This is a genomic window from Pantoea sp. Acro-807 (assembly GCF_011752675.1).
Classification (GTDB): Bacteria; Pseudomonadota; Gammaproteobacteria; order Enterobacterales; family Enterobacteriaceae; genus Pantoea; species Pantoea eucrina.
On the sequence record NZ_VWXE01000001.1, the window covers coordinates 640,532 to 661,115 of the forward strand.

Annotated in this window: 24 protein-coding genes; 7 read left to right on the forward strand and 17 right to left on the reverse strand. The window is 56.3% G+C overall.

Annotated features, from left to right (window positions below; all coding sequences use genetic code 11):
* Positions 1-22 precede the first annotated feature (22 nt).
* Entirely contained in the window at positions 23-856 is an 834-nt protein-coding gene (gene cobB / locus F3J39_RS03075) for a Sir2 family NAD+-dependent deacetylase (RefSeq protein WP_071668743.1), read from the forward strand.
* A gap of 32 nt (positions 857-888) precedes the next feature.
* Here cobB and potD read toward each other — a convergent pair whose 3' ends face one another.
* Genes potD through potA form a run of 4 tightly spaced genes read right to left on the reverse strand, consistent with a single transcriptional unit; the run spans position 889 to position 4,669 of the window.
* Complete coding sequence (gene potD / locus F3J39_RS03080) at positions 889-1,929, reverse strand: spermidine/putrescine ABC transporter substrate-binding protein PotD (RefSeq protein ID WP_071668744.1); 1,041 nt, start codon at positions 1,927-1,929, stop codon at positions 889-891.
* 10 nt (positions 1,930-1,939) lie between these two features.
* Positions 1,940-2,713 carry a spermidine/putrescine ABC transporter permease PotC gene (gene potC, locus F3J39_RS03085; protein ID WP_071668745.1) on the reverse strand — a complete coding sequence of 258 codons (774 nt, stop codon included), beginning with the start codon at positions 2,711-2,713 and terminating at the stop codon, positions 1,940-1,942.
* Positions 2,710-3,561 carry a spermidine/putrescine ABC transporter permease PotB gene (potB, locus tag F3J39_RS03090; RefSeq protein WP_199181684.1) on the reverse strand — a complete coding sequence of 284 codons (852 nt, stop codon included), beginning with the start codon at positions 3,559-3,561 and terminating at the stop codon, positions 2,710-2,712. Before potB ends, potC begins: the two co-directional genes overlap by 4 nt.
* The gene (gene potA / locus F3J39_RS03095) at positions 3,554-4,669 is read right to left on the reverse strand and encodes a spermidine/putrescine ABC transporter ATP-binding protein PotA (RefSeq protein WP_166713823.1); all 1,116 of its coding nucleotides are present in this window, start codon (positions 4,667-4,669) and stop codon (positions 3,554-3,556) included. Before potA ends, potB begins: the two co-directional genes overlap by 8 nt.
* Positions 4,670-4,955: 286 nt before the next feature.
* Between potA and pepT the strand changes: the two genes are divergently transcribed.
* Positions 4,956-6,185: a peptidase T gene (pepT, locus tag F3J39_RS03100; RefSeq protein ID WP_166713824.1), complete on the forward strand. Its 1,230-nt coding sequence runs from the start codon at positions 4,956-4,958 to the stop codon at positions 6,183-6,185.
* A 43-nt stretch (positions 6,186-6,228) separates the two neighbouring features.
* Here the strand turns inward: pepT and F3J39_RS03105 are convergent, their stop codons facing one another.
* From F3J39_RS03105 to rluE, 8 genes are all read right to left on the reverse strand, one after another.
* Complete coding sequence (locus F3J39_RS03105) at positions 6,229-7,350, reverse strand: cupin domain-containing protein (protein ID WP_094112135.1); 1,122 nt, start codon at positions 7,348-7,350, stop codon at positions 6,229-6,231.
* Positions 7,351-7,408: 58 nt separating this feature from the next.
* Positions 7,409-8,869 (reverse strand): two-component system sensor histidine kinase PhoQ, encoded by a 1,461-nt coding sequence (phoQ, locus tag F3J39_RS03110; protein WP_071668747.1) that lies wholly within the window; start codon positions 8,867-8,869, stop codon positions 7,409-7,411.
* A gap of 4 nt (positions 8,870-8,873) precedes the next feature.
* Positions 8,874-9,542 (reverse strand): two-component system response regulator PhoP, encoded by a 669-nt coding sequence (phoP, locus tag F3J39_RS03115; protein ID WP_039383893.1) that lies wholly within the window; start codon positions 9,540-9,542, stop codon positions 8,874-8,876.
* Positions 9,543-9,650: 108 nt separating this feature from the next.
* Positions 9,651-11,021 carry an adenylosuccinate lyase gene (gene purB, locus F3J39_RS03120; protein WP_039383895.1) on the reverse strand — a complete coding sequence of 457 codons (1,371 nt, stop codon included), beginning with the start codon at positions 11,019-11,021 and terminating at the stop codon, positions 9,651-9,653.
* Positions 11,022-11,065: 44 nt separating this feature from the next.
* The gene (gene hflD, locus F3J39_RS03125) at positions 11,066-11,707 is read right to left on the reverse strand and encodes a high frequency lysogenization protein HflD (RefSeq protein WP_039383897.1); all 642 of its coding nucleotides are present in this window, start codon (positions 11,705-11,707) and stop codon (positions 11,066-11,068) included.
* A 34-nt stretch (positions 11,708-11,741) separates the two neighbouring features.
* Positions 11,742-12,854 (reverse strand): tRNA 2-thiouridine(34) synthase MnmA, encoded by a 1,113-nt coding sequence (mnmA, locus tag F3J39_RS03130; protein ID WP_039385800.1) that lies wholly within the window; start codon positions 12,852-12,854, stop codon positions 11,742-11,744.
* 40 nt (positions 12,855-12,894) lie between these two features.
* On the reverse strand, positions 12,895-13,368 hold the full coding sequence (locus F3J39_RS03135) for an NUDIX hydrolase (protein ID WP_039383899.1): 474 nt from the start codon (positions 13,366-13,368) through the stop codon (positions 12,895-12,897).
* A 27-nt stretch (positions 13,369-13,395) separates the two neighbouring features.
* Positions 13,396-14,055, reverse strand: coding sequence for a 23S rRNA pseudouridine(2457) synthase RluE (rluE, locus tag F3J39_RS03140; RefSeq protein WP_113655503.1), 660 nt, complete (start codon positions 14,053-14,055; stop codon positions 13,396-13,398).
* 110 nt (positions 14,056-14,165) lie between these two features.
* On the opposite strand from rluE, the gene icd reads away from it, so the two are divergent.
* The gene (gene icd / locus F3J39_RS03145; RefSeq protein ID WP_039383903.1) at positions 14,166-15,416 is read left to right on the forward strand and encodes an NADP-dependent isocitrate dehydrogenase; all 1,251 of its coding nucleotides are present in this window, start codon (positions 14,166-14,168) and stop codon (positions 15,414-15,416) included.
* A gap of 46 nt (positions 15,417-15,462) precedes the next feature.
* On the opposite strand, the gene F3J39_RS03150 is transcribed toward icd, so the two are convergent.
* On the reverse strand, positions 15,463-16,719 hold the full coding sequence (locus F3J39_RS03150) for a mechanosensitive ion channel domain-containing protein (RefSeq protein ID WP_039383905.1): 1,257 nt from the start codon (positions 16,717-16,719) through the stop codon (positions 15,463-15,465).
* Positions 16,720-17,012: 293 nt separating this feature from the next.
* Here F3J39_RS03150 and F3J39_RS03155 point away from each other — a divergent pair, with 293 nt between their 5' ends.
* Positions 17,013-17,210: a DUF6404 family protein gene (locus F3J39_RS03155; RefSeq protein ID WP_039383907.1), complete on the forward strand. Its 198-nt coding sequence runs from the start codon at positions 17,013-17,015 to the stop codon at positions 17,208-17,210.
* A 39-nt stretch (positions 17,211-17,249) separates the two neighbouring features.
* On the opposite strand, the gene F3J39_RS03160 is transcribed toward F3J39_RS03155, so the two are convergent.
* The 3 genes from F3J39_RS03160 to F3J39_RS03170 all read right to left on the reverse strand — a co-directional run bounded on the left by F3J39_RS03160 (position 17,250) and on the right by F3J39_RS03170 (position 18,564).
* Positions 17,250-17,498 (reverse strand): CsbD family protein, encoded by a 249-nt coding sequence (locus tag F3J39_RS03160; RefSeq protein ID WP_065649559.1) that lies wholly within the window; start codon positions 17,496-17,498, stop codon positions 17,250-17,252.
* 122 nt (positions 17,499-17,620) lie between these two features.
* On the reverse strand, positions 17,621-18,172 hold the full coding sequence (locus F3J39_RS03165) for a hypothetical protein (protein ID WP_071668751.1): 552 nt from the start codon (positions 18,170-18,172) through the stop codon (positions 17,621-17,623).
* Between the two features lie 62 nt (positions 18,173-18,234).
* Positions 18,235-18,564: a hypothetical protein gene (locus F3J39_RS03170; RefSeq protein ID WP_039383913.1), complete on the reverse strand. Its 330-nt coding sequence runs from the start codon at positions 18,562-18,564 to the stop codon at positions 18,235-18,237.
* Positions 18,565-18,768: 204 nt separating this feature from the next.
* Between F3J39_RS03170 and F3J39_RS03175 the strand changes: the two genes are divergently transcribed.
* From F3J39_RS03175 to F3J39_RS03185, 3 genes are all read left to right on the forward strand, one after another.
* Complete coding sequence (locus F3J39_RS03175; RefSeq protein WP_094111811.1) at positions 18,769-18,948, forward strand: hypothetical protein; 180 nt, start codon at positions 18,769-18,771, stop codon at positions 18,946-18,948.
* 152 nt (positions 18,949-19,100) lie between these two features.
* Positions 19,101-19,484: a hypothetical protein gene (locus tag F3J39_RS03180; RefSeq protein WP_039383917.1), complete on the forward strand. Its 384-nt coding sequence runs from the start codon at positions 19,101-19,103 to the stop codon at positions 19,482-19,484.
* 19 nt (positions 19,485-19,503) lie between these two features.
* Complete coding sequence (locus F3J39_RS03185; protein WP_039383918.1) at positions 19,504-19,917, forward strand: GNAT family N-acetyltransferase; 414 nt, start codon at positions 19,504-19,506, stop codon at positions 19,915-19,917.
* Here F3J39_RS03185 and F3J39_RS03190 read toward each other — a convergent pair whose 3' ends face one another.
* On the reverse strand, positions 19,918-20,580 hold the full coding sequence (locus tag F3J39_RS03190) for an MBL fold metallo-hydrolase (protein ID WP_094111809.1): 663 nt from the start codon (positions 20,578-20,580) through the stop codon (positions 19,918-19,920).
* Between the last annotated feature and the right edge of the window lie 4 nt (positions 20,581-20,584).

Here is a 20,584-nt window from a genome sequence, read left to right on the forward strand (position 1 = left end):
CGCCGCAGATCAAGGAGTTTTTATGCGCATACAGCGCCGCCGCCTGAGGCTCGCCCGCGACCGGAAAAACCGCCGTAAAGTGCATCAGCGCTTTCGCCAGCGCATCTTTGAGCGCGATCGCAGCGCTGAACTCGCCGCGCATCCGCTGCCGCGCGTGGTGGTACTGACCGGTGCCGGCATCTCTGCTGAATCGGGCATTCGTACTTTTCGCGCCTCCGACGGCCTGTGGGAAGAACATCGTATTGAAGATGTTGCTACGCCGGAGGGCTTTCGCCGCGATCCGGCGCTGGTGCAGCGCTTTTATAATATCCGCCGCCAGCAGCTGCAGCAGCCGGAGATCCAGCCTAACGCCGCACATCTGGCGCTGGCAGAGCTGGAACAGGCGCTGGGCGATAACTTTCTGCTGGTCACACAGAACATCGATAATCTGCACGAGCGTGCCGGCAGCCAGCGCGTGCTGCATATGCATGGCGAACTGCTGAAAGTGCGCTGTGAGGAGAGTGGCCAGGTGGTGGCGTGGCATCGCGACGTGACCGCCGACGATCGCTGCACCTGCTGCCAGTTTCCGGCGCGGCTGCGGCCGCACGTGGTGTGGTTCGGCGAAATGCCGCTCGGCATGGAAGAGATCTATGAGGCGATGCAGCAGGTGGATCTGTTTATCGCCATCGGCACCTCAGGCCATGTCTATCCTGCCGCCGGATTTGTACATGAAGCCACGCTGCAGGGCGCGCATACGGTTGAGCTGAACCTGGAACCAAGTCAGGTGGGCAATGAGTTTGCCGAAGGAAAATATGGCCTGGCGAGCGAAGAGGTACCGGCGTTTGTGCAGCGCCTGCTGCAGAGCCTGGAGCACTAAACCGGGCGCCTGTGCGGCGCCCGTTACGCCTTTCAGCGGCCCGCTTTCAGCTGCTGAAACAGCGTTTCATACTGTATGCTGGCGGCTCCGACATCATTCTGCCACTCGCCTTTTCTGATGACGTCAGCAGGCGGATAGAGTGACGGATCCTGCGCAACGGCCGCAGGCAGCAGCTTTTTTGCCGCCAGATTTGGCGTCGGGTAACCGATGGTTTCCGCCACCTGAGCTGCCACATCGGGACGCAGCAGGAAGTTAATCAGCTTCAGCGCCCCCTCCCGGTTTTTCGCATTGGCCGGGATCGCCAGGTTATCCATCCAGAAAATGCCGCCTTCTTCCGGCCAGACAATGCTCAGCGGCGTGCCCGCCTGACGCGCCACGTAAGCGGAGCCGTTCCAGATCATACCGACGTTGACTTCGCCCTCCATAAACGGGTTGCCCGGATTATCGGAGTTAAACGCCAGCACGTTCGGCATCAGCTTTTTCAGCTCTTCTGACGCGGCAGCGATCTGCGCCGGGTCCTGCGTGTTGCCGGAATAACCGAGCTTGCGCAGCGCCACCTGGAACACTTCGCGCGCATCGTCCGTCAGCAGCAGACTCTGCTTATATTCCGGCTTCCAGAGGTCGGCCCAGCGGGTGATCGTTTTAGGATCGATCTCATCGCTGTTGACACCGATAGCGGTCGCGCCCCAGATATAGGGAATGGAGTAGTCGTTATCGGGATCGAACGGCTTGTTGAGCAGGTCGGGATCGAGATTCTTAAAGTTGCTCAGCTGCGATTTATCGATCTTCTGCAGCATCCCCTCATTGCGCATTTTGGCGACAAAATAGGTCGAAGGCACCACCAGATCGTAAGCGCCATCTTTCCAGGTCTTCAGCTTGGCGTACATGCTCTCATTGGATTCATAGGTGGAGTAGATCACTTTGATCCCGGTCTCTTTGGTAAACTGCTCCAGCAGACCCGGCGGCACATACTCTGTCCAGTTATAGAAGTAGAGCGTTTTATTGTCAGCCTGCGCGCTCTGCATACACAGCGCCATCGCTCCCGCTATCAGCCAGCAAGCGTGTTTTTTCATGGGGTATCCTCTATTGGGTTTTATCACGGAGCAGTAGCTGACTGATCGCCACCAGCAGCAGCGACAGCAGCAGCAGGATCGTCGCCAGCGCGTTCACCTCGGGTGAAACACCAACTTTCACCATGGAGTAGATCTTCAGCGGCAGGATTTCGAAACCCGGCCCGGTAACGAATGATGAGACCACCACATCATCCATAGAGAGGGTAAAACTCAGCAGCCAGCCCGCTGCCACGGCCGGCATCGCCAGCGGCAGCAGAATTTTACGCAGAATCGTCACTTCACTGGCACCGAGATCTTTTGCCGCCTCCAGCATGCGCACATCAAATCCTTTCAGCCGCGAGTAAACGGTGATCACCACAAAAGGCAGGCAGAAGGTGATATGCGAAAACAGCAGCGACCAGAAGCCGAGCGAGATCCCCAGCAGCATAAACAGCACCAGCAGGGAGATCGCCATAACAATATCCGGCGACATCATCACCACAAACAGCATCCCGCTGACAAAGGGCTTACCGCGAAAACGGTAACGGTAGAGCGCAACAGCCGTAAGCGCGCCAATCAGCGTGGCGCAGGTTGCGGAGATCACACCCATGATAAGTGAGTGCTGCGCTGCCTGAATCAGACTGTTGTTGTTCAGCAGCAGCTGATACCAGCGCGTGCTGAATCCCTGCCAGTTAATGCCAAAGCGCGAGGCGTTGAAGGAGTTCACGATCAGGATAATCATCGGAATATAGAACCAGGCATAGATTGCGGCCATAAAGCCGCCGCGTAGCAGACGCGCCATCATGAGAGATCCATACGGTTATTCAGCAGCCGCGCCGCCCGCCAGTAAAACAGCAGCATAATGCCCATCAGCAGCGTCATCACCACGCTGGTGGCTGCGCCAGAGGGCCAGTCGCGAATGTTCAGGAACTGGCTTTTGATAATATTTCCGATCAGCAGATTTCTGGCGCCGCCCATAAGGTCGGCAACGTAAAACATGCCCATCGCCGGGATAAATACCAGCAGGGAGCCCGCGACAATGCCGGGCAGAGTCAGCGGCAGAATAATGCGTACAAACGTCTGCAGCTTACTGGCACCGAGATCGCGCGCCGCTTCAAGATACGATCGGTCAAGCTTCTCCAGGCTGGAGTAAAGCGGCAGTACCATAAACGGCAGCAGGATATAGATTAACCCCAGAATCACCGCTTCAGAGGTGAACATGATGCGAAAGGGCTTATCTGTTACGCCGAGCCAGAGCAGAAAGTCGTTCAGCCAGCCGCGGGTGCTGAGAAAGATCTTCAGCCCATAGATGCGGATCAGCGAGTTGGTCCAGAAGGGGACAATCAGCAAAAACAGCATCAGCGGACGCAGCCGCGGCGAGAGGCGGGTCAGGCACCAGGCAAACGGATAGCCCAGCAGCAGACAGCACAGGGTGGCGATAAACGCCATATTCAGTGAATGCAGCAGCACGCTGGCATAGAGCGGGTCGAGCAGGCGGCGGTAGTTATCAAAGGTCAGTACCATGCTGACAAAGTGCGCATCATCGCGCGTCAGAAAGCTGGTGACGATAATCATCAGATTGGGCAGCAGCACAAACAGCGTCAGCCAGCTGACAATCAGGGCAACAATCGCTTTCTGCAGACGATTACGCATCAGTTTCATAGGGCAGTACCACCTCCCAGTCCGGCACCCAGCGGATGGCCATTTTTTGATTCAGCGAGTGGTCAAAATCGGGGTCATCTTCGTTGAAGAATTCACTGACCGTCAGCAGCTTGCCGTTCTCCAGCTCCACCGAGGACTCCAGGGTCATGCCTTTATAGCTGCGGTCGCGAACAAAACCGGTCAGATACTCGCTGCAGCTGTCATGAGCAATCTCTTCAACGCGCAGATCTTCCGGGCGCAGCAGCATGTGCAGTTTATCACCGGGCGCTACCGGAAACGGGCAGTGCAGATCGCAGGCGATGCCTTCAACGCGCGCGCGGATGGTGGGCGCGCGGTCGCACGCGATCACCTCGGCGTCAAAGACGTTGATTTCACCGATAAAACGCGCCACAAACAGGTTGCCCGGCTCTTCATAAATTTCACGCGGCGTGCCATCCTGCTCAATGCGACCGTCGCGCATCACCACGATACGATCTGACATAGAGAGCGCCTCTTCCTGATCGTGGGTGACAAAAACAAAGGTGATGCCCAGTTTGCGCTGCAGCGCTTTCAGCTCGTTCTGCATCTGACGACGCAGCTTATAATCCAGCGCCGAGAGAGACTCATCCAGCAGCAGGACTTTTGGCTGGTTAACCACGGCGCGGGCGATAGCGACCCGCTGCTGCTGTCCCCCTGAAAGCTGATGCGGGCGCCGGTCGGCGAAACTCTCCAGCTGCACCATGGCCAGCGCTTCATTAACGCGCTGAACGATCTCACCGGCGGGGCGCTTCTGCATGCGCAGACCGAATGCGACGTTCTCAAACACGGACATATGCGGAAACAGCGCGTAGCTCTGAAACACAGTATTGATATGACGCTGCTCGGCGGGCGTATCGGTAATATCGCTGCCATCCAGCGTGATGCGGCCGCTGTCGGTGGTTTCCAGTCCGGCAAGCAGGCGCAGAATGGTGGTTTTCCCGCAGCCTGACGGGCCCAGCAGAGTAATAAACTCTCCGTGTCCGATATGCAGGTTGAAATCAGAGATGATGGTTTTCCCATCGAAAGCTTTACTGATGCCAGAAAGCGTAACCAGCGCCTGTTGTGCGCATGTTTGCGTCATTTTAGTCACTCAGTCTGAAGGGATCAGGATAGCGGCTCGCTGCCGGCGACAGCGAGCCGTAGTGAAGGCGGGATAATACCTGAAAATTTATCTAATGCCATAATTTACCGCTGAATTACCTGGAAAAGAGGGCAAACTACTGAACTGTGCGTGACAGGCCAGCCGGCAATAATTTACCTGGTACACGCTATGGCAGGCAGGCTAACCTAAAGAAGAGTGATATCGCGCAACACGGCGGGCAGCTGCCGCCGCAATAATAACACCGGCTTAAACAGGGGGACAACGGATGGAACAGTTACTGGAACGCTTTCTGCGCTACGTAGCGATAGAGACGCAGGCTAAACCGCAGGCGCGGCAGGTGCCGAGCAGTGAGGGGCAGTGGATCCTGGCGCGTCAGCTGCAGGAAGAGCTGATTGCACTGGGCTTTGTCGATGTATCGCTGAGCGACCACTGCTGCGTAATGGGTACGCTGCCGGCCAACGTCGACTGGCCAGTGCCGGTTATCGGCTTTATTTCTCATATGGATACCTCGCCCGACTACACGGCGAAAAACGTCAATCCGCAGATCGTGGAGAACTATCGCGGCGGCGACATTGCGCTGGGTAACGGGGATGAAGTGCTGTCGCCGGTGATGTTCCCGGTGCTGCATAAGCTGACCGGACATACGTTGATCACGACCGACGGCAAAACGCTGCTGGGTGCGGATGATAAAGCGGGCATTGCGGAGATTATGACGGCGATGGCGGAGCTGGCAAAGGGTGACGTGCCGCACGGCGCTATCCGGGTTGCCTTTACGCCGGATGAGGAGATCGGCCGCGGCACGTCGCACTTCGACGTGGAAGGGTTTGCGGCTGACTGGGCTTACACCATGGATGGCAGCGGTCTCGGCGAGTTTGAGTTTGAGAACTTCAACGCCGCAACTGCGATGGTCTATATCACCGGGAATAACGTTCATCCCGGCAGCGCAAAGAATGTCATGGTGAATGCGCTGGATCTGGCGATGCGCTTCCACGCCGAGCTGCCTGCTCAGGAGAAGCCGCAGTTTACCGACGGCTACGAAGGCTTTTTCCATCTGCACTCTATCAAAGGCACGGTGGAGCACGCTGAGCTGATGTATCTGATCCGCGATTTTGATGCAGACAGCTATGAACAGCGCAAACAGCTGCTGGAGAACATCGGACAGCGGGTGGGCAAAGGGCTGCAGAGCGAATGTTCGGTTAAAGTCGAGATCAGCGACAGCTATCGCAATATGCGCGAAAAAGTGGAGCCGCATCCGCATATTATTGAGCTGGCGCTGCAGGCGATGCGCGACTGCGGCATTGAGCCTGACGTGAAGCCGATCCGTGGCGGCACTGACGGTTCCGCGCTGTCGTGGAAAGGGCTGCCCTGTCCGAATATCTTTACCGGTGGCTATAACTACCACGGCAAACATGAGTTTGCCTCACTGAATGTGATGCAAAAAGCGACAGAAGTGATTGTGCGGCTCTCTGCGCTGACGGCAGAGAAGCGGACATAACGCAGAAGAGCGCCTCTCCCGGAAGCGGGAGAGGCGCATGGTTTTAATCAGCAAAGAACCAGTAGCCGCTGTTTACCAGACCGGCCAGCTGCGCCAGCAGTGACGGGTCATCCAGCGCGTCACCAAAATCTGCCAGAGCAAGTTCATGCTGGTGCGCCAGCGCGGCCAGTACCTGCGGATGCTGGCTGGTGATCTGCTCGCCATTAACATAGACGGCATCACCCAGCGTCAGTACACGCAGGCCGCCAAGCCGCGTCAGCGTGTCACCCTGCTGCAGCGCATCGTAAATCTCATCCGGCTGATACGGCGGCTCCGGTGGCGCCACGTCCAGCTCATGGCGCGACTGCGAAATAAATTCGCCAAACCACTGGCTGAACTGCTCCGGCTGGTTGATCACATCCAGCATAACCTGACGAATGCCTTCAACTTCAGAAGGCAGGATCTGCGACGGGCAGCTGCGTGAAGGTACTTCCGGATCGCTGTAGCGATAGCTGCCCAGCTCATGAGCCAGCATATAATCAGCAAAGCCGCTGATCAGCTCGCGGCCATTTGGCGCCCGGAACCCGACTGAATAGTTGAGCGCATTTTCCAGCGAGTAGCCCTCGTGCGGGAAGCCCGGCGGAATGTAGAGAATATCGCCCGGCTCCAGCTCTTCATCGATAATGGCGTCAAACGGCGCAACCTGCAGCAAATCGGGATGCGGGCAGTGCTGTTTCATCGGGACCTTTTCACCCACGCGCCAGCGCCGGCGGCCGGTACCCTGAATGATAAAGACATCATACTGGTCGAAATGCGGACCCACGCCGCCGCCCGGGACTGAAAACGAGATCATCAGATCGTCGATGCGCCAGTCGGGCAGAAAGCGGAACGGGCGCATCAGGGCAGCAGAGCCCTCATGCCAGTGGTTAACCGCCTGAACCAGCAGCGACCAGTTGCTTTCACCCAGATGGTCATAGCTCTCAAACGGGCCGTGGCTGACCTGCCATTTGTCGTTATGGTGGCTGACGAGGCGGCTGTCCACCTCATTTTCCATCGCCAGTCCCGCCAGCTCATCCGGCGAGAGGGGATCCACGAAATTTTTGAAGCCGCGCTTAAGCACGACCGGGCGTTTCTGCCAGTAGCGCTGAATAAAGTCGGTCTGGTTGATATCGAGCTGATAATCCATACGAAGCGTTCCGGTTGGAGCAATAATTGCTGGCAAGTATAACAGTCCGCAGCCGGTTCTACTCGCGGTGATGTGTAACTTCCTGCCGCCTGAACACCACTTCCATGCGCGTGCCGCCCAGCGGGCTGGCAGAGGCGCTGACGGTTCCGGCATACTGTTCAAGAATATCCCGCACCACCGCCAGCCCCAGCCCCTGTCCCGGCCGCAGCGTATCGGCCCGCTGGCCGCGGACAAAAATCAGATCGCGCTTGCTTTCAGGAATACCCGGCCCGTCATCGTCGATAAACAGATGCAGCGCCTGGTCAGTCTGGCGCGTGCTGACTTCAATAAACTCCAGGCAATATTTACAGGCGTTATCGAGTACGTTGCCGAGCACTTCCATAAAATCGTTCTGATCGCCGACAAACACCAGCTCGGGGGGAATGTCGAGCGTGATCTCCACGCCTTTGCGCTGGTAAACCTTGTTGAGCGCAGAGCAGAGGCTGTCGAGCAGGGCGGAAACCGAGTGAAAATCACGCTGCAGCGGATTGTGGTCGGCCTGCATGCTGGCGCGATGCAGATAGTAACCCGTCTGCTGTGAAATACGGCTGATCTGCTCCAGCATCACCGGCTCCGCCTGTTCGATGGTGAGTGATTTGCCGTTGCGCAGCGATCGCAGCGTACTCTGCAGCACTGCCAGCGGTGTTTTCAGGCTGTGGGTTAAATCTGAGAGCGTAGTGCGGTAGCGGGTATAGCGCTGACGCTCGTTGGTCAGCAGCAGGTTAAGGTTGCGCACCAGGCTTTTCAGCTCCTGCGGCGGGTTGTCGCCCAGGTTTTCCCGCTGACCGGTCTCCAGCTCGCGCACCTGCGCGGTGAGATCGCCAATCGGGCGCAGGCTCCAGTGAGCGGCCAGCCAGAGCAGCGGGATCACCAGCAGCAGGTTAGCCGCCAGCACATAGCTGAACCATGACCAGACTACGTCTGAGTGCTGCAGCTCTTGCGGGATGGAATCCACCACCACAATGGTCATCGCCGGCAGGTTGACTGTCGCATCGTAGCGATTCACCGCAACCGAATGGGTAAAGGTGTCGTTACTGTTGCTGTCCAGCGCGTGCAGCTGCTGCTGCGCCTGAATGTTATCGCCTAATGCCGTCAGGCTGGTGCGGTTGCTGGTGTCAATTTCATAAAAGTCAGGCTTCAGCAGCCACTCGGGCTGAATTTTTTCCCGGATCTCCGGCACGTCGCGCTGCTGCCACAGCAGCTTGCCGCGCTCATCGTAGATAAAGACCAGCGTCGGGAAATTCAGCGTCATGCGCTCCGGCTGCGCGATGGTGAGTTTGTTATCCTGCCACTGCGCCAGAGTGAAAAAGAGGTTACTTTCACCGCGCAGCACGCGGTAGGTATTTTTATCGAAACTCACGACATAGCCGATAACCGCGACCATACCATAGGAGAGAGAGATAAACAGGACCACGGCGGCGGTCGCCAGCAGAAAGCGGGTACGGAGCGAGAGCGGGCGCAGCTGGCGAAACCAGTTCATGGCGTCAGAGATCGAAACGGTAGCCCTGACCGCGTACCGTGTTGATCACTTCGGTCGGATGCAGTGCAAGGATTTTCTTGCGCAGGCGGCCCATCAGCACATCGATGGTATGGCTTTCGCGCAGTTCAGCGTCAGGATAGAGCTGCAGCATCAGCGAATCTTTGCTGACCACTTTACCCGCGTTGCGGATCAGCGTTTCCGCAATCGTATATTCAAATGCTGTCAGCTTCACCGGCACGTCGTTCACCGCCAGCTCGCGACGTGACAGGTCGACCTGAAACGGCGGCAGGGAGATGATCTGCGATGCGTGGCCGCTATTGCGGCGCATCAGCGCCTGCAGGCGGGCAGCAACCTCCTCAATATGAAAAGGCTTGGTAACGTAGTCGTCCGCGCCAGCTTCCAGGGCTTCAACTTTTGCCTGCCAGCCTTCGCGTGCGGTCAGTACCAGGATCGGCTGGCGCACCGCGTCGCTGCGCCAGCGGCGAATCAGCGACATGCCATCTTCGTCGGGCAGGCCAAGATCAACCAGCGCAATGTCAGGCAGATGTTCCTGAAGAAAGTAGTCAGCTTCTTTCGCATCTTCAGCGGCATCAACCTGATGCCCCATATCACGCAGCTGAACGGCGAGATGGTGGCGCAGCAGAGCATTATCTTCCACAACCAGAACACGCATACTTTTTCCTTACCTGCAAACTCAGTGATAATAAAGTGAGTATACGTGAAGGGAGCTAAACCAGAGAACAACGCAACAGGCGCGCGGTGCGCGCCTGTGCAGGCGGAATTACTTCAGGTCATCGACCATTTGCACCGCGCGGCCCAGATAGTTAGCCGGGGTCATCTGCTTCAGGCGCACTTTCTCCTCTTCCGGCAGCGCCAGGCTGTCGATAAAGGCCTGCATGCCCGCCGCATCCACGCGCTTGCCGCGCGTCAGCTCTTTAAGCTTTTCGTAGGGTTTTTCAATCCCGTAACGGCGCATCACGGTCTGAATCGGCTCGGCAAGCACTTCCCAGTTGTGATCCAGCTCATCCAGCAGGCGATCGCGATTCACCTCCAGTTTTGAGATGCCCTTCAGCGTGGACTGATAGGCAATCAGGGCATAGCCGACGCCGACGCCGAGGTTGCGCAGAACGGTTGAGTCGGTGAGATCGCGCTGCCAGCGTGACACCGGGAGCTTGCTGGCGAGATGCTGCAGTACCGCGTTTGCCAGACCTAAATTACCCTCAGAGTTTTCAAAGTCGATAGGGTTGACCTTGTGCGGCATCGTTGAGGAGCCAATTTCGCCCGCGATGGTTTTCTGTTTGAAGTGGTTCAGTGCAACGTAGCCCCAGATATCGCGATCAAAATCGATCAGGATAGTGTTGAAACGCGCGATACAGTCAAACAGCTCTGCAATGTAGTCGTGCGGCTCAATCTGCGTGGTGTAGGGGTTCCAGGTAATGCCAAGCGAGGTGACAAACTCTTCGCTGATCTGATGCCAGTCCGCTTCCGGATAAGCAGCGATGTGCGCGTTGTAGTTGCCGACGGCGCCGTTGATTTTGCCCAGCACCTCAATGTTGCCCAGCTGACGCAGCTGCCGCTCCATGCGGTAGGCGACGTTGGCCATCTCTTTACCCATGGTTGAAGGGGTAGCGGGCTGGCCGTGCGTACGGGAGAGCAGCGGAATATCGCGATACTCCTGCGCCAGTCCCTTCACCGCAGCGATGATTTTCTGCCAGTAGGGCGTGATAACGTCGCGGCGTGCGGTTTCCAGCATCAGCGCATGGGAGAGGTTATTGATATCTTCAGAGGTGCAGGCGAAGTGGATAAACTCAGAGACCGCCTGCAGCGCAGGCACATCAGCCACTTTCTCTTTCAGAAAGTATTCAACCGCTTTGACATCGTGATTCGTAGTGCGCTCTATGGTTTTGATGCGTGCAGCGTCAGTTTCATCAAAATTGCTGACAATCGCGTCAAGGAAAGCGTTTGCGTCAGCATCAAATGCAGGAACTTCCCTGATCTCTGCGGTCGCAGCCAGTTTCTGTAACCAGCGAACTTCCACTTCCACGCGGAATTTCAGTAAACCAAACTCACTGAAAATGGCGCGCAGCGGGCTGACTTTATCGCCGTAACGGCCATCAACGGGTGAGACGGCGGTCAGAGAGGATAATTCCATCAGTGCAACTCCTGAAACGTTAACAGATGAGGGCAGGGCAGCGTTTAATACGCCGGACCCAGCCGGGATAAAATAGCTTTGGCTTCATTCAGCAGGCGCTGACGCGAAAACATCAGCTGCAGGCGGCCACCGCCACACTGCTGCCAGAGCACCGCTGAACGGATCCCCGCCAGCAGCGCCGCGCGTACTTTGTTCTGTACCTGAGTATTTTGCAGCACCTGCGGTGAGCCGGTAACCTGAATGCGCGGGCCCAGCGGGCTGATGATATCGACATAGATGCCCGCCATGGCGCTGGTAATGGTGTCAGATTCGGGACCGTAGTGCGCCAGCTGACGATCGAGCTGGCCGATACGCTGTGCCAGCGCCGCCAGCGCGGTTTTGTTGCCGCTGAGCTTGCGCTCCAGCACCATCAGACCCAGCGTGTAGCGCGTCACTTCCGCACTGGCACCCTGACGGCTGCCGCTGTTCAGCACTGCCATCAAGGTCTCCAGACCGGTGCGCAGATTGGCTTCGTCATTACCATATACCGCCAGCGTGGAGGCGGGATTGAGATCAAGCAGGCTGCGTATGGATACCTGCAGCGCCGCGCTGTCGCACTGGCCCTGATGCGCCAGCTGCTGCGTCAGCTGTGTGGCCTGGCAAATGCCCGCCAGCGCCAGCGTAATATCATAAAAATTTTTAGCCACGCTCTACTCCTGCAGAAAAATCAGCGGCGCCGTTTTACGCCTCAGGCAGCGGCAGACGCTGCTCAATAATACCGCCACCGAGACAGACGTCATCCAGATAGAACACCGCAGACTGGCCCGGCGTCACCGCTGCAACCGCTTCATCGAAACGCACCTCGATGCGATCGTCGCCAAGCGGCAGGATTTCACACGGGATGTCACTCTGGCGGTAGCGGGTTTTAACCGTGCAGCGCAGCGGGGAGGTCACCGGCTGACGATCGACCCAGTGCAGTTGCTGGGCAATCAGGCCCACAGACATCAGGCGCGGATGGTCGCCGCCCTGGGCGACAATCAGCCGGTTACGTGCGACATCTTTGTCCACCACGTACCAGGGATCGTCATTGCTCTCTTTGCGGCCGCCAATGCCCAGACCTTTGCGCTGACCGAGCGTATGGTACATCAGCCCCTGATGCTCACCGACAATTTCACCCTCGACCGTCTCAATTTCGCCCGGTTGCGCAGGCAGGTAACGGCCGAGGAAATCGCGAAACTTGCGCTCGCCGATAAAGCAGATGCCGGTAGAATCTTTTTTCTTTGCGGTAATCAGATCCAGCTCTTCGGCAATGCGGCGCACTTCCGGCTTCTCCAGTTCACCGACCGGAAACAGGCTCTGGGCGATCTGCTGGTGGCTCAGGGTGTAGAGGAAATAGCTCTGATCTTTATTGCCATCGAGTCCGCGCAGCAGCTGGCTTTTGCCCGCCACGTCGGCCCGACGCACATAGTGGCCGGTCGCGATATAATCTGCGCCGAGGTCTTCAGCAGCGAACTCAAGAAAGGCTTTAAATTTGATCTCTTTATTGCAGAGAATATCGGGATTAGGCGTGCGCCCCGCCTTATATTCGTCGAGAAAATGCTCGAACACATTGTCCCAGTACTCAGCGGCAAAATTAATTTTGTGCAGTTTTATGCCGAGCTTGTCACACACGGCTTGTGCATCAGCCAGATCGTCTGCGGCGGTGCAATACTCCTCGCCGTCATCCTCCTCCCAGTTCTTCATGAACAGGCCTTCAACCTGGTAGCCCTGCTGCTGCAGTAGCCACGCGGAAACGGAAGAATCGACGCCGCCGGACATTCCGACGATTACTTTTTTCTGGCTGTTGTCAGACATGACGCACTCTTGATTACAGTAAAACAGGCGGCGCATTCTATCATGGAGTCACGGTATGCGCACCCTTGTGAAACGGCCAGTTAAACGGCGCCACCAGCTGTAGCGGGTAGCGCACGCCCTGTTGCCACAGCCGCACGCTCTCCGCGACCAGCGGCGAACGTAGCTGATCGGACGTAAGAATTTGCTCGGGTGTTAGCCACCAGCAGCAATCGATATCGCTGTCGAGCGGCGTGGTCACGCACGGCGCTGGCAGATCAACACCAAAGAGAAACCGCACAAAAGGTGTATTATCCGGCGCAATCCACTGCTGCACGCCAAGAAAATAGTGCAGCTCTGCGTGGATGCCGGTCTCTTCATACAGCTCGCGCAGCGCCGCTTCCTGCAGCGTCTCATCCGCTTCGAGATGGCCCGCTGGCTGATTCCAGGTCACGCGTCCGGCGACACGCTCCTCAACCACCAGCAGTTTACCCTGCGCCTGTACCAGACAGGCGACGGTTACATGAGGTTTAAACATCGTTCGCTCGCTCTGATTAACCTGCGGTTATTGAAACTCAGCGCTGATATCGCGCCACTCGCCGGGAGCAAGCCCATTAAGCTGATGCTCTCCCAGCGCAAAGCGAATCAGGCGCAGGGTCGGGAAACCGATATGCGCCGTCATGCGTCGTACCTGCCGGTTGCGCCCTTCATACAGGGTGATTTTCAGCCAGCTGGTGGGGATGGTTTTGCGTTCGCGCACTGGTGGCGTGCGCGGCCATAGCCACTCCGGCTCACTGACCGCTTCGATACCTGCCGGCAGCGTTATGCCGTCGTTAAGCTCAACGCCGCTGCGCAGCCGGGATAAATCTGATTCCTGCGGCACGCCCTCGACCTGAACAAAGTAAATTTTCCCCGTGCGCCTGCCGGGCTGAGTAAGCTGCGCCTGCAGCGCGCCATCGTTGGTCAGCAGCATCAGCCCCTCACTGTCGCGATCCAGACGGCCTGCCGCGTAGACGTCGCTGACCGGAATAAAATCTTTCAGCGTGCGGCGCCCGGCGTCGTCGCTGAATTGCGGCAGCACATCAAAGGGTTTGTTAAATAAAATCACGCGGCGCGGGCCGACGGGACGTGCCGGGCGGCGCGCAGCGTGGCGTGACGCCGCGGTGCGTTTAGGTGGGTGAATTTTCTGAGATGTTTTTCGCATGAGCTTTGCAGTAAGTAACAATCGGCGCATTATAACGCGAAATTACGGTGATTGGCGTAGGGGAAATATTCAAGTAGTATTGACCCGCATCTTACAAATCATTAACAAAAAATCGCTCGAAGGAGAGGTTAATGGAAAGCAAAGTAGTTGTTCCGGCAGAAGGTCAGAAAATCACCCTTGATCAGGGCAAACTGAATGTCCCGCATAACCCAATCATTCCTTACATTGAGGGTGATGGTATCGGCGTTGACGTTTCCCCGGTCATGCTGAAAGTGGTTGATGCTGCCGTGAAGAAAGCCTACAACGGCGAGCGTAAAATTTCCTGGATGGAAATCTTTACTGGTGAGAAATCAACAGAACTTTACGGCCAGGATGTCTGGCTGCCGCAGGAAACCCTGGATTTAATCAAAGAGTACCGCGTTGCCATCAAAGGCCCACTGACCACCCCGGTTGGCGGCGGTATTCGCTCGCTGAACGTGGCACTGCGTCAGGAGCTGGACCTTTACGTCTGCCTGCGTCCGGTACGCTACTACAAAGGCACGCCAAGCCCGGTCAAACGTCCGGAAGAGACCGATATGGTGATCTTCCGTGAGAACTCCGAAGATATCTATGCCGGTATCGAATGGAAAGCGGGTACGCCGGAAGCGGATAAAGTGATCAAATTCCTGCGTGAAGAGATGGGCGTGAAGAAAATTCGCTTCCCGCAGCAGTGCGGTATCGGCGTGAAGCCGTGCTCGGAAGAGGGTACCAAACGCCTGGTCCGTGCGGCGCTAGAATACACCATCACTAACGATCGTGATTCGCTGACGCTGGTTCATAAAGGCAACATCATGAAGTTCACCGAAGGTTCTTTCAAGGACTGGGGCTACCAGCTGGTGAAAGAGGAGTTTGGTGGTGAGCTGATTGACGGTGGCCCGTGGATGAAATTCAACAATCCAAATACCGGCAAAGAGATCATCGTCAAGGATGTGATTGCAGATGCTTTCCTGCAGCAGATCCTGCTGCGTCCGGCAGAGTATGACGTTATTGCCTGTATGAACCTGAACGGCGACTACATCTCTGACGCCCTGGCGGCACAGGTTGGTGGTATCGGTATCGCACCTGGCGCAAACATCGGTGACGAGTGCGCGCTGTTTGAAGCCACGCACGGGACTGCACCAAAATATGCGGGTCAGGATAAAGTGAACCCGGGTTCAGTGATCCTGTCTGCTGAGATGATGCTGCGTCACATGGAGTGGTTTGAAGCGGCTGATCTGATTGTCAAAGGTATGGAAGGCGCAATTGCGGCTAAAACCGTGACCTATGACTTCGAACGTCTGATGGATGGCGCTAAATTGCTGAAATGTTCAGAGTTTGGCGACGCGATCATCAGCAACATGTAATCTGCTTCAGGCAGAGTGCAAAACGGGAGCCACTGGCTCCCGTTTTTTATTCGCCTGCTGTATCGCTCTGACGCAGCGTCTCATCGCGCGCCTGCGACAGGCGCCAGAAATCGTGGCCGCCCGGATGCTGATAAATCCGCAGGGCGAACTGTCCGACGATGGCATAGATATACTCAAATATCGCTGACTGTGAATCTTCGTAATCAGCCCACATGACGGAAGAGGTAAAGCAGTAGACCTCAACCGGTAGCCCTTCGGGTGAGGGTTTGAGTGCCCGTACCACGATATACATATCTTTCTTAATATCATCGCGCTGCGTCAGCCAGGCGGTCAGATATTTACGAAATATGGTCAGATTAGTCAGGCCATTTTCGGCAAACCAGCGGTCGCCTGGCGCGCTGGGTTCACGTCCATCCATCAGCACGGAAAGCTGCTCACTGACCCCGCGTATCTGCATCATCTGCTGCACCAGCTCATAGTCCAGAAAGCGAATTGAGGTCTGGTCAAGATAGAAGCTGCGCATGATACGCCGCGCACCGGAGGAGAACATTGCCTGCCAGTTGGTATAGGTTTCGGTCAGAAAATTCTTCGTGGGAATGCGCGACAGCGTGTTGTCCCAGTTGCGAATAGTAATGGTGTGCAGCGCAATATCGATGACCTCACCACTGATGCCGTTATCCGGCATCTCAATCCAGTCACCGAGCTGCAGCACATCATTGGATGAAACCTGAATGTTGGCCACCAGCGACAGAAGCGTGTGCTGAAATACCAGCATGAGAACGGCCGCCACCGCACCCAGACTGGAAATAATAATCACCGGCGATTTATTCGACATAATTGCCAGGATCATGATCGCAGAGAGGATGTGCACCAGAATCTTACCGATCTGGATATAGCCTTTAATCGAGTGATTTTTACGCCGCGACTTTTTGGTATAGGAGATGTTGATGATCTCCAGCACTTCCGTAAAGAACAGCGAAAGATAGATAAAAAACAGAATGCCGCAGATGGTCTTGACCGCAATCTGCAGATGCTGCGGCAGACCCGGCATAAACTGCAGCAGATAGTAGACGATAATGACCGGAATAAAATTAGAGAGTTTTTCCGACAGGCGGACATCTTTATCCAGCGGTACCTGATTTTTATGCGCGCTGAAAAAGACTTTACGCACCACCTTTACCACAAAAAATTTACAGATAAAGTGCGCAATCATCGCCGCCGCGACCAGCAGCAGCAGGCTGACCGTTGCCGCAAGCGCCGTGTCACCGGCAAGAAAATTCTGGAATGTATAGAAGTAGCTCATGTTAATCAGTAGCCGGTCCGGGGTGGCGGGAATTCAAGCATAAAGCCGTACGGGGCGATAAGCGACGCGTGCGCAATTGCGGTGTCAGTCAGAAAATAGTTCAGCACCGCTGACTGCCGGCTGCAGTTATACCACTAAGCCCGCCTGACTGACGAGCGGCATCAGATAATTACCCGTGCCATCTGCGCGCTGGCTAGTCTCATAGTTTGAAGCAGTTAACATCCTGAACCGGATAGCCGTGCCTTTTGCAGCAGAAGCCGCTATCGTCAGCGCTCAGTATCGGGGGAGAGACTATGCAGGGTATCGTGAAGTTTGTGAAAGGCTGGCTACTTTTTTCACTGCTGTGGGGCGTGTTTATGTGGTTTGTCTCCTGGCAGGCGCAGGGAAAAGAGCCGGGCATGGCAGTGGTAATGAGTCTGTATGCGGGATTAATCTATCAGGCGCTGCGTACCATGGTAGCGCGCTATAAAGCACGACGCGCGGCGGCGTAAGCGCAGGAACAGCGGGGCCGGCTGGCCCCGCTGACCAGATTATTTGCGGCCCAGCAGGAAACCGACGATCACGCCGATGCTGGCAGCCACGGCCAGACCCGTAGTCGGGTTGTCACGGACCGACCTCACCACGCAATCAGCTGCATCCTGTACGGCATAGCTCGCCTGCGCCGGATAGCGCCGTGCTGCACCTTTTGCCTGATGACGGGAAGAACCCGTCAGTTCGCCAAATTTCTCCTGAACTGCACCTGCTGCTTCATTCAATTTTGCTTCCGCTTTGTCAGTCATGTTGACTCCCTGATAGTGGTGAATGTCACTTTCAGCGTAGTCAGAGAATGGCGGACCGGCAACCCGACAGCGGTAAAGGTTATGTAACAATCTCTGTTTAACGACGCTTGTTCAGGAACGGTTTACCCCTGACGGCAGCGCCAGGAGGGGTACCAGCTCACCAGGAAGTGGCGTAAATGATCAAAACACCACTCAGCATCCTCGGGCTGCTGGCAGTAAAACCGGACGGTCACTTTTTCATAGCGCTGCTGACGCAGGTGCAGCGGCGACCAGCCCCAGTCCAGCACGGCGCGCGCATAGTTGACCAGCGAGCCGGCAGGCATCTCATGCTGACTCTCCTGACAGCCGAGGTAGTGCTCAAAGCGTGCTTCCAGCTGTTCAGCTTCATCATGCGTATGCAGTACATCCGGACGAAAAGCGATGTCGATAAATCCGCAGACGCTGTCTTCACGCTGCTGACGATCGCAGGCGAGCGTCATAAAGAGTCCCTCCTGCAGATTCACCTCTTCCAGCAGTCGGCGCATATTTTCAGAATCATTACCCGCTTTAATTTCGTCGATCCGCTCGGGCTGCTGCGTCAGATCAAACCCGCAGGGATTCACTGAGCCATCTTCATTGGTGGTGGCCGGGAAGGGGAAATCGATGTAGCCGTTATTATCGAGACTCTTTTCCATTATCGGTATCTGCCGCAAGCGTAAACCCTGACAATAAACTATCCCGCGGCGGGGTGCACGGGCTATGGACACTGCCAGGTGATCATGGTGTTTTCGTAAGGATTGATAAGCCGGAACTGTTTATCGCTCAGGCGCTGGGCATAAAAACCTTCGGTCGTAATGGCAGAGGGGATATAGCGGAAGCGATCGGTCGAGTGGAGCGGGCCACTGCTTACCGTGACGTTGTCACGTCTGACGGAAAAAGCGGTCGCCAAATCAAAAATCCAGGCGTGAGTGTTTCCCAGCGACTGACCATAAATCGTGGTCACCTCACCGGGACAATCCACCCCTTTTGGCGTCGAGCTGCAGCCTGTCAGCGCAATAATAATGATGAAATAAGTCAGTCTTAACATGGTCCTGTTCCTGGTTCTTTCCCTGTCTGACAGTGGCACGATAACGCGTATCGCTTATATGAGCATAGCAGGTCTGGCTGCACTTCCCATTTGCATTTTGTTTAACTGTTAAGCGGTAAGCAGGTAAGGGGGTGACTTTGGTAGCAGATAAACGGTATTCTTGCCAGCGCAGTGCACCAGACAGGAAAAAGACAGGGTAATTGAATGAGAGAAGAAGAAGCCAGCTTAATGATTCTTCAGCAGGCGATAGATCAGCTGGACGCCGATAAGAAAAAACAGGTCATAAACTGTGTTACGGCGATCCACGATGTGATGCATAAATTCGATCCAGAAGATGCCGGACTGGCATTGATGCTGGTGGCCGCTCAGGTGGCCGCAGAGTAAGCTTCAGGCCGATGCAATATCGGCTTTGTTTCTGCTTTATTACTATGTAGATGTTCGGCGCGCCCGCTCTGATGCACGGCACGCCATGCATTAATCTGCTTCCCGCTATGTTACCCTGCGAACCTTTACATCACACTCAGGCGAAAAACAGCATGAAAATTCTGGTTATAGCCGCGGGCCTGCTGGCCTGTCAGATTGCGCCGGCATGGAGCGAAAGTGAATTTCAGATCACCTGTCCGGGGCGGGCCACGATGACGGTATCCCGCGCCAGTTACGGGCTCAGCACGCTGATGTGGCCGAAGCGGCATTTTCAGGTGGCCGCCGGACAACAGCGTTTCCACCTTGAAGGGGGCGACAGCGTGGCCATCACGCGGTTCCGCAACGGCGACCGGCTGGTCATCAATAAAGAGAGCGGTGAAACCTTTTTTGTTTATGCGCAGAGCGACAAACTGGTTCCCTGTCAGCGTTCAGTGAAGCGCGATGCCGCCATCGTCTCTCTCGATCGTTATGACGATCGTCAGCACGCCTCTTCTTAACACCGACAGGAACAACACCATGTCACTCAGCGTTACCGACAGCGTTACTGCGCAGGATCTCGACGATATCAGACAGGGTCTTAACGCGTTCAACAGCCGCTTTATTGACGTCAGCGAGATCAAAGTGCTGGGCGTGTTTATTCATGATGCAGATGGCGGAAAAATAGCAGGCCTGACAGGATCAACCTGCGGTAACTGGCTGCGTATCGACATGCTGTGGGTCAGTGACGCGCTGCGCGGGCAGGGGGCCGGCACCCGGCTGATAACGGCAGCAGAGAACGAAGCGCGGGCGCGGGGTTGCGTCTATGCGCAGGTGGATACGGCAAGCTTTCAGGCGCGTCCGTTCTATGAAAAACAGGGTTATCAGCTCCGGTTCAGCCTGAATAACTATCCGCGCCATCATCAGCGCCACTATCTCACCAAAGCTCTCTGACTACAGCAGCGGCTGCTGTCGCAGATCCAGTGGCGACTGCTCCGCTTCGTCAATCGCTGCCAGCCAGCCGGACAGATCAGTCTTTACCCATGAAAGGTGACCCCGCGTGGTGCTCATCAGCACCACATCGGGTCGCAGCGTGCGGTAGAGTTCCAGCGACTGCTGCAGCTCGGCAGGATTACTGTCAGGCTTGAGCACGCTGATCCAGCGGTTGTAGTCGCAGGTGAGGGTGTCGCCGACAAACAGATAGGTCTGCCCGAGCGGAGAGTGGTAAAGATAGCTGCTGCTGCCCGGCGTATGGCCGGGCGTTGGCAGCAGATGGAAGTCGCCAAAATGCACCTCCCTGCGGGTAAAGGTTTCATCCGGCTCAACCACCAGGCTAACCGGCCCCAGCGAGCGGCTGTGGCAGTAAAGCGCACTGCTGAAGCGCTGCTGAATAAGCCGTGCTCCCGGCGCCGCCTCATGCCAGTGCGTAAGATAGTGACGAATAACGCCACCCGCCTCTGCCAGAAACTCATGATCAAGCGGATTCTCAACCCGGCCAATCAGCAGGTTGCCGCGCGGATGCCGCAGCATAAAGCCATGCATCATCAGGTCATTAGCGGTCTCTTCAGCGGGAAATTCCGGTGTGGAGATCCATAAGTCTTCATAAAGCGGCTTCAGAGGG